Source organism: Thiomonas bhubaneswarensis (assembly GCF_001418255.1).
GTDB lineage: Bacteria > Pseudomonadota > Gammaproteobacteria > Burkholderiales > Burkholderiaceae_C > Thiomonas > Thiomonas bhubaneswarensis.
The window spans coordinates 1-14,616 of record NZ_LIPV01000004.1; the positions used below are offsets into that span (position 1 = coordinate 1).

The 14,616-nt window shown below is 63.6% G+C and carries 11 protein-coding genes; 9 read left to right on the plus strand and 2 right to left on the minus strand.

The genetic code is table 11. The features are described 5' to 3' along the window. Positions 1–726 (plus strand): IS256 family transposase (locus tag ASC45_RS06115; protein WP_141655740.1); only part of this gene is annotated, 726 nt, incomplete at its 5' end. Positions 727–804: 78 nt separating this feature from the next. Here the strand turns inward: ASC45_RS06115 and aptA are convergent. Both aptA and ompA read right to left on the minus strand, forming a co-directional pair. Continuing rightward, positions 805–2,163, minus strand: coding sequence for an omega-aminotransferase AptA (gene aptA / locus ASC45_RS06120; RefSeq protein ID WP_055450165.1), 1,359 nt, complete (start codon positions 2,161–2,163; stop codon positions 805–807). Positions 2,164–2,341: 178 nt separating this feature from the next. Then, entirely contained in the window at positions 2,342–3,034 is a 693-nt protein-coding gene (ompA, locus tag ASC45_RS06125; protein ID WP_055450166.1) for an outer membrane protein OmpA, read from the minus strand. Between the two features lie 436 nt (positions 3,035–3,470). On the opposite strand from ompA, the gene gyrA reads away from it, so the two are divergent. From gyrA to ASC45_RS06165, 8 genes are all read left to right on the plus strand, one after another. Further along, positions 3,471–6,065 (plus strand): DNA gyrase subunit A, encoded by a 2,595-nt coding sequence (gene gyrA / locus ASC45_RS06130; RefSeq protein ID WP_055450167.1) that lies wholly within the window; start codon positions 3,471–3,473, stop codon positions 6,063–6,065. Between the two features lie 6 nt (positions 6,066–6,071). Further along, a complete protein-coding gene (serC, locus tag ASC45_RS06135; protein ID WP_055450168.1) occupies positions 6,072–7,175 on the plus strand; it encodes a 3-phosphoserine/phosphohydroxythreonine transaminase in 1,104 nt (367 codons plus the stop codon). A 6-nt stretch (positions 7,176–7,181) separates the two neighbouring features. Next, positions 7,182–8,279 (plus strand): prephenate dehydratase, encoded by a 1,098-nt coding sequence (pheA, locus tag ASC45_RS06140; RefSeq protein ID WP_055450169.1) that lies wholly within the window; start codon positions 7,182–7,184, stop codon positions 8,277–8,279. Positions 8,280–8,333: 54 nt separating this feature from the next. Continuing rightward, complete coding sequence (gene hisC / locus ASC45_RS06145) at positions 8,334–9,464, plus strand: histidinol-phosphate transaminase (protein ID WP_055450170.1); 1,131 nt, start codon at positions 8,334–8,336, stop codon at positions 9,462–9,464. 4 nt (positions 9,465–9,468) lie between these two features. After that, positions 9,469–10,383, plus strand: coding sequence for a prephenate dehydrogenase (locus ASC45_RS06150; RefSeq protein ID WP_055450171.1), 915 nt, complete (start codon positions 9,469–9,471; stop codon positions 10,381–10,383). After that, positions 10,373–12,361: a bifunctional 3-phosphoshikimate 1-carboxyvinyltransferase/cytidylate kinase gene (locus ASC45_RS06155; protein ID WP_055450172.1), complete on the plus strand. Its 1,989-nt coding sequence runs from the start codon at positions 10,373–10,375 to the stop codon at positions 12,359–12,361. The genes ASC45_RS06150 and ASC45_RS06155 overlap by 11 nt, the downstream gene beginning before the upstream one ends. Positions 12,362–12,432: 71 nt before the next feature. Beyond that, entirely contained in the window at positions 12,433–14,136 is a 1,704-nt protein-coding gene (gene rpsA, locus ASC45_RS06160) for a 30S ribosomal protein S1 (protein ID WP_055450173.1), read from the plus strand. 144 nt (positions 14,137–14,280) lie between these two features. Beyond that, positions 14,281–14,613 (plus strand): integration host factor subunit beta, encoded by a 333-nt coding sequence (locus ASC45_RS06165; protein WP_055450174.1) that lies wholly within the window; start codon positions 14,281–14,283, stop codon positions 14,611–14,613. Positions 14,614–14,616 lie beyond the last annotated feature (3 nt).

Consider the following 14,616-nt stretch of genomic DNA (forward strand, 5'->3'; position numbering starts at 1 on the left):
CTGTGGATCGACGCCACCTACGTCAAGACGCGCGAGGCCGGCCGCATCGTCAGCGTGGCCGTGATCATCGCCGTGGGCGTCAACACCGAGGGCCAGCGCGAGGTGCTGGGCATGAAGGTCGGCGCCTCGGAGGCCGAGCCCTTCTGGACGGACTTCCTGCGCAGCCTCAACCGCCGCGGCCTGCGCGGCGTCAAGCTCGTGATCAGCGACAGCCACGAGGGCATCAAGGCGGCCGTCTCCAAGGTGCTCAAGGCCACCTGGCAGCGCTGCCGCGTGCACTTCATGCGCAACGCCCAGGCCCATGGTGGCAAGACCCAGCGCCGCATGGTGGCCGCTGCGATCGGTACGGTGTTCGTGCAGGACACCGCCGAGGCAGCCCGCGCGCAGTGGCGCACCGTGGCCGACCAACTGCGCGAACGCTTCCCCAAGCTCGGCGCCTTGATGGACGACGCCGAGCACGACGTGCTGGCCTTCATGACCTTCCCGAAGGCGCACTGGCCGCAGACCGACTCGACCAACCCGCTCGAGCGCCTGAACGCCGACATCAAGCGCCGCACCCACGTCGTGGGCATCTTCCCCAACGATGGGGCCATCACCCGCCTGGTCGGTGCCATGATGCTGGAGCAGAACGACGAGGGGTCGCTGAACCGTCGATACATGCAGCTTGAAGGCCTCCAGTCGCTCTGCGATACTGCCCCGGCTCGGCTGTCCGCTGTGGCACGCTGAGGGCCGTGTAGCTAAGCCTATCCGGGCTGTGGACCTACACCACGTCGCGGGACGCGACCCGGGCGGAGCACGATCAGGTCAGTCCAGCGTGCGGAGGACGTCTCGCAGGGTCGACATGATCTGGTCGATTTGACCTCGCTCGATGATGAGTGGCGGCGACAGGGCAATGGTGTCGCCGGTGTATCGCACGAGCAGCCCGCGGGCGTAGCTCGCCACGAAGGCCTCATAGGCACGTTTGCCAACGGCGCCTGGGCGAGATTCCAGCTCGATGGCACCAATCAATCCGAGGTTGCGCAGATCCTTGACATGGCGCACATCGCTCAAGGCATGCAGCGCTTCCTGCCAGTAATGCGAAATGCCTTCGTCATGAACCCGTGTAAGGAGGTTTTCGCGTTTGTAGATTTTCTGCGCCGCGACCGCTGCGGCCATGGCCAAAGGATGGCCCGAGTAGGTGTAGCCATGGAAGAGTTCGACGGCACCTTCGGGCGATCCGTTCACCACCGTGTCGAAGATGCCGTTGCGCACGAAAACCGCACCCATCGGAACGGCCGCGTTATTCACTGCCTTGGCCGTGGTGATGATGTCAGGCGTGACCTTGAAATACTGCGCGGCGAAAGGTGTTCCCAGTCGGCCGTAGCCGGTGATCACCTCGTCGAAAATGAGCAGGATGCCGTGCTTGTCGCAAATGGCTCGCAGGCGTTCGAGATAGCCCTTGGGCGGCACCAGCACGCCGGTCGAGCCAGCCACCGGCTCGACGATCACGGCGGCGATATTGCTGGCGTCATGCAACGCGACAATGCGCTCGAGGTCGTCGGCAAGGTGTGCTCCCCATTCGGGAATGCCGCGAGAAAAAGCCTGGTGTTCTGCCGAGTAGGTGTGCGGCAGATGGTCCACGTTGGGCAGAAGCGAGCCGCGGAAGACCTTGCGATTCGCAACCATGCCCCCCACGGAAATGCCTCCAAAGCCCACCCCGTGATAGCCGCGCTCACGGCCGATGAACAAGGTGCGTGTGCCATCGCCGCGAGCACGGTGATAGGCCAGAGCAATCTTCAGGGCCGAATCGACCGACTCCGATCCCGAGTTGGTGAAGAACACCTTTTTCAGATCTGCAGGTGCGATATCGGCCAGCAGATTGGCGGCTTCGAACTGGATGGGGTGGCCCATCTGGAACGGCGGCGCGTAGTCCATCTCCTGAGCCTGATAAGCGATGGCCGCGCTGATTTCCTGTCGGCCATGTCCTGCATTGACGCACCAGAGGCCGGCCGTTCCATCCAGAATCTGCCGCCCATCGTGGGAGCGGTAATACATGCCCGAGGCGCTGACCAGCAGACGGGGCGAGGCCTTGAACTGACGATTGGCGGTGAAAGGCATCCAGAGCTGATCCATTGAAGGCAGCTCGGTCAATGTGCCGGAACGCTGAAGTTCGGCTTGATCCATGAAACTCTCCTGTGAACGGTAATAGGTGTGCCCGAATAGGGTTATCGACGAGCTCCTCCAATATATCGAAGGTGGCCTTGCAAGCGCTCAAGAAAACGCAGGGCCGCCGCAGCAATGAAAAAGCCCCGCTAGGCGGGGCTTTTGAACAGGCGATCAGCCGGGTTGGCTGACCGGGATCTTACTTGGTAACCATGTGGGTACCAACGACCTCAACCACGGTGCGGCGGTTGGGAGCCTGGCATTCCACTTGTTGCTTGAAAGTACCCTTGCAGCTCTTGGGATCGACGCGGAAGTCGGTCTTGCCCTTGCCTTCGACGTAAACCTTGTCAGCCGGAACGCCCTTGCTCACCAGATAGGCCTTGACGGCTTCGGCACGGCGAACCGAGAGCTTCTGGTTGTAGGCCACACTGCCGAAGCTGTCGGTGTAGCCGGTGGCGATCACGACTTCCAGGTTGATGTCCTTGATTTTCGTGGCCAGATCGTCGAGCTTTTCCTTGCCGGCGGGCAGCAGAACAGCCTTGTTGAACTGGAAGAAGGCATCCGCGTTGTAGGTGACCTTCTCGCTCACAGGCACAGGCGCCGGAGCAGGAGCCGGGGCAGGGGCAGGGGCAGGAGCGGGCGCCGGTGCCGGGGCGGGCGCCGGTTCTGCCTTGGCAACCACCGGCAGGCCGCAAGCCTCACTGGAGGCGGTGGCCGGGGTCCAGAAGTTGTCTTGCCAGCACAGCTTGTTGTCGCCGTTCATCCAGGTCAGACCATAGGGGTCTTGCCAGTTGTTGATGCTGCGGGCGTCCTGTGCATGGGCAACCGTCAGCGATGACGTTGCGATGACAGCTGCAGCGAACAATTTTGCGATTTTTTGGGGGTGGGTCATGTTATTTCCTCTCGGTCGTTGATCGTTCATCGCAGCATGAACTGCGTGCCTGAATCATAAACGACGGGATGAATTCTGTATGAACGGCTGTAACAGTGTCTCGTTCGTGTACAGGACGTCCCGTCGCCAAACTCACTACTAGTAAACCCGTAGGCATTGTGCCACAGCGGCCATGACGTTCAATCCTTTGCGATGTTGCTTTACGGTTGGTCGGGGATGCCGCGATCGGGTGTGGCTGTTTCGCAACGATCGAGCGATTTGGGCTCATCGCGTGGCTCGGACATGCCGCGAGGCGCCACAGCCGGGTGAGGAAACTCGGGCTGCTAACATCGACCGCTTGACTTGGAACGCACTCGCCCGGGTGGGTTCTGGCGTGCGACTGGGGCGCCTGCCCGGTCGCACCAGCGTCTGAATTCCTGCCGAAAAGCGCTCACTCATGTCCGTCTTCGCCAAAGAAACCCTCCCGATCAGCCTCGAGTCGGAGATGCGCCGCTCCTATCTGGATTACGCCATGAGCGTGATCGTGGGGCGCGCTTTGCCCGATGTGCGCGATGGCCTCAAACCGGTGCATCGGCGCGTGTTGTACGCGATGCATGAGTTGAGCAATGCGTGGAACCGGCCCTACAAGAAATCGGCGCGTATCGTGGGTGACGTCATCGGTAAATATCACCCGCATGGTGACCAATCGGTGTACGACACCATCGTGCGCATGGCGCAGGATTTCTCCCTGCGCTACATGCTGGTGGACGGGCAGGGCAACTTCGGTTCGGTGGACGGCGACAACGCCGCGGCGATGCGTTACACCGAAATCCGCCTGTCGAAGATCGCGCACGAAATGCTTGCCGACATCGACAAGGAGACGGTCGATTTCGGCCCCAATTACGACGGCTCCGAGCAAGAGCCGCTGCTGCTGCCCGCCAAGCTGCCCAATCTGCTGATCAACGGCTCGTCGGGCATTGCGGTGGGTATGGCGACGAACATCCCGCCGCACAACCTGGGTGAAGTGCTCGATGCCTGCCTGCACCTCCTGCGCCACCCCGAGGCGACGATCGAGGAGTTGATGGAGCGCGTGCCCGCGCCCGATTTCCCGACGGCGGGCATCATTTACGGCACCTCAGGGGTGCGCGACGCCTATCGCACCGGCCGCGGCCGGGTGGTGATGCGCGCGCGCTGCCATTTTGAAGACTTGGAAAAAGGCCAGCGCCAGGCCATTATCGTCGATGAGCTGCCCTATCAGGTGAACAAGCGCACCCTGCTCGAACGCATCGCCGAGCTGGTGCAGGAAAAGAAGATCGAGGGAATCAGCCACATTCAGGACGAGTCCGACAAATCGGGCATGCGCGTGGTCATCGAGCTCAAGCGCGGTGAAGTGCCCGAAGTCGTGCTCAACAATCTTTACAAGCAGACCCAGTTGCAGGACACCTTCGGGGTCAACATGGTCGCGCTGGTGGACGGCCAGCCGCGCCTGCTCAATCTGCAGCAGATGATTGCGGCTTTCCTGTCGCACCGCCGCGAGATCATCACCCGCCGCACGGTGTTCGATCTGCGCAAGGCGCGCGAGCGCGGCCATGTGCTCGAAGGCCTGGCGGTGGCGCTGGCCAATGTCGATCGCATGATTGAGCTCATCAAGGCTGCGCCGACGCCGCCGGTGGCGAAGGAGCGTCTGCTGGCGCAGGCCTGGGAGCCGGGCGAGGCGCGTGCCATGCTGTCGCGCGTCGAGGGCGACATCACCCAGTTCCAGCCTGACGATCTCGATCCGCGCTACGGCCTCAAGGCCGACGGCTATTACCTGAGCGAGACGCAGGCGCAGGAAATCCTGCAGATGCGGCTGCAGCGCCTGACCGGCCTGGAGCAGGACAAGATCGTCGGCGAGTACAAGGAAGTCATGGAGCAGATCGCCGACCTGCTCGACATCCTGGCCAAGCCCGAACGCATGACCGAGATCATCGCCACGGAGATGGGCGCGCTGCGTGCCGAGTTCGGCGATGCGCGCCGCTCGCACATCGAGGTCAACGCCTACGACATCGATGTCGAGGATCTCATCACCCCGCAAGACCTCGTGGTCACCATCTCGCACTCGGGCTACATCAAGAGTCAGCCTCTGGCCGAATACCGCGCGCAGCGCCGCGGGGGACGGGGCAAGCTGGCCACGGGCACCAAGGAAGACGACTGGATCGAACAGCTTTTCGTCGCCAACACCCACGACATGCTGTTGTGCTTCTCCAACCGTGGGCGGGTGTATTGGATGAAGGTGTACGAGTCGCCGATGGGCGGGCGTGGCTCGCGCGGCAAGCCTCTGGTCAACCTGTTCCCCTTGCAGGCGGGTGAGAAAATCACCACGGTGCTGCCGGTCAAGGCTTTCGACGAGCAGCACTACGTTTTCATGGCCACGGCGCGAGGCACGGTGAAGAAGACGCCGCTGACGGCCTTTGCCAACCGCCGCACCGCGGGCATCATCGCCGTCGGGCTGGACGATGATGATTACCTCATCGGCGCGGCCATCACCGATGGTCAGCACGACGTCATGCTGTTTTCCGATGCCGGCAAGGCCGTGCGCTTCGACGAGGCCGACGTGCGGCCGATGGGCCGCGAGGCTCGCGGCGTGCGCGGCATGCAACTGGAAGCCGACCAGTCCGTCATTGCGCTGCTGGTGGCCGAGGACGAAACCCAGAGCGTGCTCACGGCCACGGAAAACGGCTACGGCAAGCGCACGTCCATCACCGAATACACCCGTCACGGGCGGGGCACCAAGGGCATGATCGCCATCCAGACTTCCGAGCGCAACGGCCGGGTGGTGGCCGCGTGTCTGGTACGGCCCAAGGATGAAATCATGCTCATCACCGATACCGGCGTGCTGGTGCGTACAAGGGTTGAGGAGATCCGTGAAATGGGTCGCGCCACGCAGGGCGTTACCCTGATCGCGCTCGACGCCAAGGCGCAGTTGATTCAGGTGCAGCCTGTCGTCGAGGCGGAAGGCGACGATGAGTTGCCCGCGTCGGACGACGGCGTCGACGCAGCGGCGGCGGAGTAAAGCGGGATGAGTCGATCACGCCCCTACAACTTTTCTGCCGGGCCGGCCGCCATTCCTGAAGAGGTGCTGCAAGAGGCGGCGGCCGAGATGCTCGACTGGCACGGCTGCGGCATGAGTGTGATGGAAATGAGCCATCGCGGCCCGCAGTTTGAATCCATCATCGCGCAGGCCGAGGCTGATCTACGCGAGCTGTTGCGTATCTCCGATGATTACGCCGTGCTGTTCATGCAGGGCGGGGCCATTGCCGAGAACGCCATCGTGCCGCTCAATCTTTCGGGCGGGGCCAAGGCTGATTATGTGGTGACGGGAAGCTGGTCGCAGAAGAGCCAGCTCGAAGCGCGCAAGTATTGCGATGTGCACATCAGCGCCAGCGCCCACGATGAACAGGGCTACGGCAGCATTCCCGACAACGCCGCCTGGAGCATTCGCCCAGACGCCCAGTATCTGCACGTCTGCACCAACGAAACCATCGACGGCGTGGAGTTCCACTTCGTGCCCGACAGCCACGGCGTGCCGCTTGTGGCCGACATGTCATCGCACCTGTTGTCGCGGCAGATCGATGTGTCGCGCTACGCCTGCATCTACGGAGGCGCACAGAAAAACATCGGTCCTGCCGGACTGACGCTGGTCATCATCCGGCGCGACATGCTCGGCCATGCCCTGCCGCATTGCCCCAGCGCCTTCGATTACGCTGTGGTGGCGGCCAACCACTCCATGTTCAACACGCCGCCCACCTATGCCATCTACATCGCCGGATTGGTGTTGCAGTGGATCAAGCGCCAGCGCTTCGAGGGGCTGAGCGGGTTGGCCGCGGTGGAGGCGCGCAATATCGCCAAGGCGCACCTGCTGTACGACGCGCTCGATGCCTCGCAGCTTTACGAGACGCGGGTGGGACGGGAATGCCGCTCGCGCATGAATGTCCCGTTTCATCTGCGCGAAAGCGCGTTGAATGCAGCCTTCCTGCAGGGCGCCGAGTCGGCTGGGCTGTTGCAGCTCAAGGGGCACAAGTCGGTGGGGGGCATGCGCGCATCCATCTACAACGCCATGCCGCTCGAAGGCGTCCAGGCTTTGGTGGACTATCTGAAAGACTTTGAAAAACACCACGGCTGAACTTCGATGAGCCAAGACTCCCAAGACGATCTGACCCCTTGGCGCGACCAGATCGACGCCCTTGACAAACAGATCCTGGCCCTGCTGAACCAGCGTGCGCAAGCCGCCCAGCAGATCGGTCATATCAAGCAGCGCCTGAACATGCCGGTGTTCCGCCCCGAGCGCGAACGCCAAGTGATCGAGAAGCTGCACGAGCACAATGCAGGCCCGCTGCGCAACGATGGGGTCAGTGCCATCTGGCGTGAAGTCATGTCGGCCTGCCGTGCCCTCGAGGCACCTCAGCGCGTGGCTTTCCTGGGGCCGGCCGGCACCTTCAGCGAGCAGGCGGCGCGGCGGTTTTTCGGTGCCAGCGCCCAGGGCTTTCCCTGCGCGACCATCGACGATGTGTTCCGCAGCTACCTCAGCGGCGAGAGTGAGTTCGCCATCGTGCCGGTGGAAAACAGCACCGAGGGTGCGGTGGCGCGCAGCATGGATCTGCTGCTCGCCCACCCCGTGCACCTGTGCGGCGAAGTGAGCCTGCCGGTACGGCATTTCCTCATGCGGCAGACGCCCGATTTGCAGGGTATCCAGACGGTCGCTGCGCATCCCCAGGCCCTGGCCCAATGCGCGGGTTGGCTGCGCGCTCACCTGCCGGGCGTCGAGTTCCGGCCGGTATCGAGCAATGCCGAAGGTGCGAGACTGGCCGCGGAGGACGCGAGCATCGCGGGCATCGCCGCCGAGGCGACCGCGGTGCTTTATGGCTTGCATATCGCCGCTCGCGCCATTCAGGACGAGGCGCAGAACACCACGCGCTTCGTCGTGTTGGGCGCGGCGCAACCCGAGCCCACCGGCGCCGACCGCACCAGCCTCATTCTCTCCGTGCCCAACAGGGCAGGCGCGGTATACGACCTGCTCAAGCCACTGGCCGAACACGGCGTCAGCATGACCCGGTTCGAATCGCGTCCGGCACGTTCGGGAGAATGGGAATACGCTTTTTACATCGACGTCGAAGGCCATCAGGACGACGCGCGAGTGGCGACCGCATTGCGCGAACTGCAAGCGGTCTGCGCGATGTACAAATGCCTGGGCTCCTACCCCATCGACAGAAAACCGCGCGAGAACTGAGCAAGGCGGTACGCGCAGTCTCGCAGCGACCTGAATACCCCTGAAAACCTGACCATGCCAGAACACCAATCCACGCAAGCCCGCTGGGGCGCCGACTATGTCCAGGCCATTTCTCCCTATGTTGGTGGCAAGCCCATCGCGGAAGTGGCCCGGCAGTTCGGTCTGGAGCCCGGGCGCATCGTCAAACTCGCATCGAACGAGAATCCGCTGGGCATGTCACCCCGCGCCAAGGAGGCCATGCTCGCGGCGCTGAGCGACAGTACCCGCTATCCCGACAACGACGGCTACGCGCTCAAGCAGGCGCTCGCAACCCGGCTCGGCGTGCCGGCAGCTTGGATCACCTTGGGTCACGGGTCGAGCGACCTGCTTGAAATGGCCGCACGCGCCTTGCTCACCGATGCCGACGCCGGCATGTACGCGCGCTACAGCTTCATCGTCTACACCCAGGCGGTGCAGGGGGTCGGGGCGCAGCACCAGGTCGTACCCGACCGGGCGTTTGCACACGATCTGCCCGCCATGTTGGCCGCCATCACGCCACTGACCAAGCTGATTTTCGTGGCCAACCCCAACAACCCGACCGGCACCTTCCTGTCCGCCGACGAACTGCACGACTTTCTGCGCAAGGTGCCTCCGCACATCGCCGTGGTGCTGGATGAGGCGTATGTCGAATACACCCTGCCCGAGCTTCGCTACGACAGCATGGCGTGGGTGCGCGAATTCCCCAACCTCATTGTTTCGCGCACGTTTTCCAAGGCCTATGGCCTGGCCGGGCTGCGCATCGGCTACGGCGTCGCGCAGCCCGCGCTTACCGATGTGCTCAATCGCGTGCGCTCCGCCTTCAACACCAGCACGCTCGGGCAAGCTGCGGCCCTGGCTGCGCTCGACGATCACGACTTCATCGAGCAAGCCTATGCCGTGAATCGCGCAGGCCAGGCTCAGCTGGCCGAGGCCTTCGATGCACTGGGCCTGAGCTACATCCCGTCGCAAGGCAACTTCGTGCTGGTCAAGGTAGGCGCCGACGATGGTGCGGGTGCCCGGGTGAATCTGGCCTTGCTGAGGCGCGGGGTGATCGCGCGCCCGGTGGACAACTACGGCTTGCCGCAATGGTTGCGCATCTCGGTGGGAACCGAAGCGGAAAACGCCAAGTGCATCGCTGCCTTGCGTGCTCATTTTGCCGAGAGCTGAACCGATGGACACCGTGATCGGCGACGAGGCATCCGTGCAGTTCGAGCGGCTGGCCATTCTGGGCGTCGGGCTGCTGGGGGGCTCTTTCGCCCTGGCGGCACGTCGCGCCAAGCTGGCCCGCCACATCGTGGGTTACAGCAAATCGCCCACGACCACCCGCAACGCACTGGAACGCGGCATCATCGACGAGGAGGCTGATTCCGCTCTGCGAGCGGTGCATGGTGCCGACCTGGTCTTGCTGGCGGTGCCGGTGGCGTCGACCGCAGACCTGCTCAAACAACTGCGACATGGCCTCGAGCCGCACGCGCTGGTGATGGATGTGGGCAGCACCAAGGGCAATGTGGTCGCTGCGGCGCAGTCTCAGCTGGGGGCGCGGCAGAGCCAGTTCGTGCCCTGTCACCCCATTGCCGGCAAGGAAAAGAGCGGGGTGCTGCATGCCGAGGCCAATCTGTTCGACGGCAAGCGTGTGGTCATCACGCCGCTGGCAGCAAATACCGACAGCCTGGTGGACATTGCCACCCAGGCATGGGAGTCGATCGGTGGTGTGGTGTCCGTCATGACCCCGGAAGAGCACGACGCGGCTTTTGCCGCGGTCAGCCATCTGCCGCACCTGCTGGCATTCAGCTATGTGTACGCCTTGAGCAGCCAGCCGCAAGGTAGCGCCTACCTGCAACTCGCAGGCCCAGGGTTTCGCGACTTCAGCCGCATTGCCGGCGGCGATCCTCACATGTGGCGCGATGTCCTTGAGGCCAATCGCGACGAGGTGCTGCGTCAGTTGCAGATCTACAAACAAGCCCTGGCCGGGTTCGAGGCCCAGACCCGGCAGGGTAACTGGAGTGCGGTGGAGGCCTTGATCCGACGCGCCAGTCAGGTGCGTCAAGGCTGGGATGCGCCGATGGTGGCTGACGATGACGCCTGAGTTCCTGGATTTGCCGCCGCTCATCGGCGCGGGCGGGCGCGTGGCGCTGCCCGGCTCCAAGAGCATTTCCAACCGGGTGCTGTTGCTCGCGGCGCTCGCCGAGGGGCAGACCGAGATCACCGGCCTGCTCGACTCCGACGACACGCGCGTGATGTTGTCCGCATTGCAGAGTCTGGGTATTGAGCTCAAGCGCGAGGGCAGCGCTGCCCTGGTGCAGGGAGGGGCAGGGCGGTTTCCAGCTCCCAGCGCCGATCTGTTCATGGGCAACGCCGGCACGGCGATCCGGCCGCTTACCGCTGCGCTGGCGCTGCAAGGCGGTGATTACCGGCTTCACGGGGTTCCGCGCATGCACGAGCGCCCGATCGGCGATCTGGTCGACGCGCTGCGGCAGTTCGGTTGCGCGATCGACTATGAGGGCCAAGCGGGCTATCCGCCTCTGTGCATCGGGGCCAGTCAGTTCAGGCTGAGCGGCGATGTGTCGGTGCGTGGTGATGTGTCCAGCCAGTTCCTGACCGCCCTGCTGCTGGCGCTGCCCCTCAAGGCCGCGGAGCAGGATGTGGTCATCGCCGTGCAGGGTGAGTTGATTTCCAAACCCTATGTCGAGATCACGCTGAACCTGTTGCGCCGCTTTGGCGTGAGCGTGCAGCGCACGGGGTGGGAGCGTTTCGTCATTCCCGCAGGCAGTCGGCTGCGCAGCCCGGGCCGTATCGCCGTCGAGGGCGACGCATCGTCGGCCTCGTATTTTCTGGCGGCGGGGGTGCTGGGCCAGCTTCATCGCCGTGGCGCGCCTGTGCGTGTGGAGGGCGTGGGGCGTGACAGCATTCAGGGCGATGTCGCCTTCGCGCGGGTGCTCGAAGATCTCGGCGCCTCGGTGCGCTGGGGTGATGATTTCATCGAAACCGACGGCCTTCAGCCCGGGCTGAAGGCGCTGCGGGGTGGCGAGATCGACTGCCTGGCCATTCCCGACGCCGCCATGACGCTGGCGATGACCGCGCTGTTCGCCGATGCGCCGACGACCCTCACCGCCATCGGCAGTTGGCGTGTGAAGGAAACCGATCGCATTCATGCCATGGCCACCGAACTGGCCAAGCTCGGGGCGCAGGTCGAATCGGGCACCGATTGGCTGCGGATACACCCCTTGCAGCCAGACCAATGGCGCAGCGCCACCATTGCCACCTACGATGATCACCGCATGGCGATGTGCTTCTCGCTGGCCAGCTTCGGCCATGCCGACATCCGCATCGCCGATCCGGGTTGCGTGGCCAAGACCTATCCCGGCTATTTCCAGGACTTTTTCCGCATTACCCGGCCCGTGCCGGTTATCGCCATCGACGGCCCCACAGCCTCTGGCAAGGGCAGCATCGCCTCGGCGGTGGCCGAAGCCCTGGGCTTCGACTGTCTCGATTCCGGGGTGCTGTATCGCCTCACCGCTTGGGCCGCGTTGCGGCAAGGCGTGGCGCTGGACGACAGCGCTGCGCTGGCCCAACTGGCGGCGACGTTGCCCGTGAGCTTCGCCGCCGGGCGCATCCATCTGAACGGGCAGAGCTTCGATGCCGCCCAACTGCGCACCGAAGCGGTGGGGCAGGCCGCCTCCACCATCGCCGCGTTGCCAGCCGTGCGCGACGCCCTGTTCGCCCTGCAGCGCAGCTTTCGCCGTGCCCCCGGACTCGTGGCCGACGGGCGCGATATGGGCACCGTGGTGTTTCCCGATGCGCAGCTCAAGGTCTTCCTGACCGCCAGCGCCGCCAGCCGCGCCGAGCGCCGGTATAAACAATTGATTTCACAAGGAAATCCGGCTATACTTGGCGACGTTTTTGCTGAGCTGCTCGAGCGTGACGCGCGCGATACCCAGCGCGCGGTTGCGGCTTTGAAGCCCGCGGCCGATGCCGAGCTGCTCGACAGTACCGACCTGAGCCTTGAGCAGACGGTCGAAACCGTGCTGGCGCTGTGGCGTCGGCACGATGTTCAAGTGGCCTGAACGCGCGCCCGCGCGTTTCAGTTTTTGTCTCCAACCCCACGGTACTGCCGTGGTCTGAAAGTCTCAACTCAATGTCCTCTGTCTCCCCAAGTGCTGCCTCCAACGAATCGTTCGCCGCACTGTTTGAAGAATCCCTGCAATCGCGCGACATGCGGGCCGGTGAAGTCATCACCGCCGAAGTCGTCGCTGTCGACCAGAACTTTGTGGTGGTCAACGCCGGGCTGAAGTCCGACGCCTACATCCCCATCGAAGAGTTCTACAACGATCAGGGTGAAGCCGATGTTCACGTCGGCGACTTCGTTTCGGTCGCCATCGACGCGCTCGAAAACGGCCGCGGCGACACCGTGCTGTCGCGCGACAAGGCCAAGCGCCTGGCCTCCTGGCTGTCGCTGGAGAAGGCGCTCGAAACCGGCGAATTCGTCGAGGGCACCACGACCGGCAAGGTCAAGGGCGGCCTGACCGTCATGGTCAACGGCATTCGCGCTTTCCTGCCCGGCTCGCTGCTCGATACCCGCCCGGTGAAGGACACCACGCCGTACGAGAACAAGACCATGGAGTTCAAGGTCATCAAACTCGATCGCAAGCGCAACAACGTGGTGCTGTCGCGTCGTGCCGTGGTCGAGGCCAGCCAGGGCGAAGAGCGCGCCAAACTGCTCGAAAATCTGCAGGAAGGTGCTCTGGTCACCGGCGTGGTCAAGAACATCACCGACTACGGCGCCTTCGTCGACCTCGGAGGCATCGACGGCCTGCTGCACATCACCGATCTGGCCTGGCGTCGTGTGCGTCACCCCAGCGAAGTGGTCACCCCTGGTCAGGAAGTCACCGCCAAAGTGCTCAAGTTCGACGCCGAGAAGGGCCGTGTTTCGCTGGGCCTCAAGCAGATGGGCGATGACCCCTGGCACGGCGTCTCGCGCCGCTACCCGGCAGGCACTCGTCTGTTCGGCAAGGTCACGAACATCGCCGAGTACGGCGCGTTCGTCGAGATCGAGCCGGGCATCGAAGGTCTGGTGCACGTCTCCGAAATGGACTGGACCAACAAGAACGTCGCCCCGAGCAAAGTGGTGCAACTGGGTGACGAAGTCGAAGTGCAAGTGCTGGAAATCGACGAAGACCGTCGCCGTATCAGCCTGGGCATGAAGCAGTGCCGTCCCAACCCCTGGGAAGAATTTGCCGCCAACCACAAGCGTGGTGACAAGGTGGTCGGTCCGGTCAAGTCGATCACCGACTTCGGCGTGTTCATCGGCCTGCCCGGTGGCATCGACGGCCTCATCCATCTGTCCGACCTGTCCTGGAACGACACGGGCGAGTCTGAAGTGCGCAACTACAAGAAGGGCCAGGATGTCGAAGCCGTGGTGCTGGCCATCGACATCGAGCGCGAGCGCATTTCTCTGGGCATCAAGCAGATGCTCGACGATCCCTTCATGTCCTTTGCCGCACTGAACGACAAGGGCAAGATCGTCGAAGGCACGGTGAAATCGGTCGATCCCAAGGGCGCGACCATCGATCTGGGCAACGATATCGAGGGTTATCTGCGTGCCTCCGAGATCTCGCGTGAGCGCGTCGAAGACGCCCGCAACGTGCTCAAGGAAGGCGATCAGGTCTCGGCCGTGGTCGTCAACATCGATCGCAAGACCCGCAACATCCAGTTGTCGGTCAAGGCGAAAGACGCCGCCGAGCAGCAAGAGGCCATGGATCGTCTGGCAGGCGACCAGCGCGAAGCCGGAACCACCAACCTTGGCGCTCTGTTGCGCGCCAAAATGGAAAAGGGCTCCTGATCCGCTTGCTCGGCGCTTGTGCTGAACCCTCGGCATAGGGGCTGATAGTCTGGCGCGAACCGGATGCGGTTCGTGCCAGAGCGACCCTGATGTGCGGCGGCCCTGGTGTCTTCACTGAGGCCGCCGTTTTCACCTCTTTTTCCCATGACGCGTTCTGATCTCGTAGAAATTCTGTCGGCACGGTTTCCTCAGTTGGCCCATCGCGACGCGGAACTTTCGGTCAAGACCATTTTGGACGCCTTGGCGCAGGCGTTGGATGACGGCCACCGTGTCGAGATCCGGGGTTTCGGGAGCTTCAGCGTCAGCCATCGGTCTGCACGCATCGGCCGCAATCCTCGTTCGGGTGAGCAGGTCGCAGTGCCGGAAAAGCGCATACCGCATTTCAAGCCGGGCAAGACCCTGCGCGAGCTGGTGGACTTTCAGACCGACGAACGCAAGGCGAACAAGAGCGGCATGCCCAAACACGCTGTCGAGTGAATG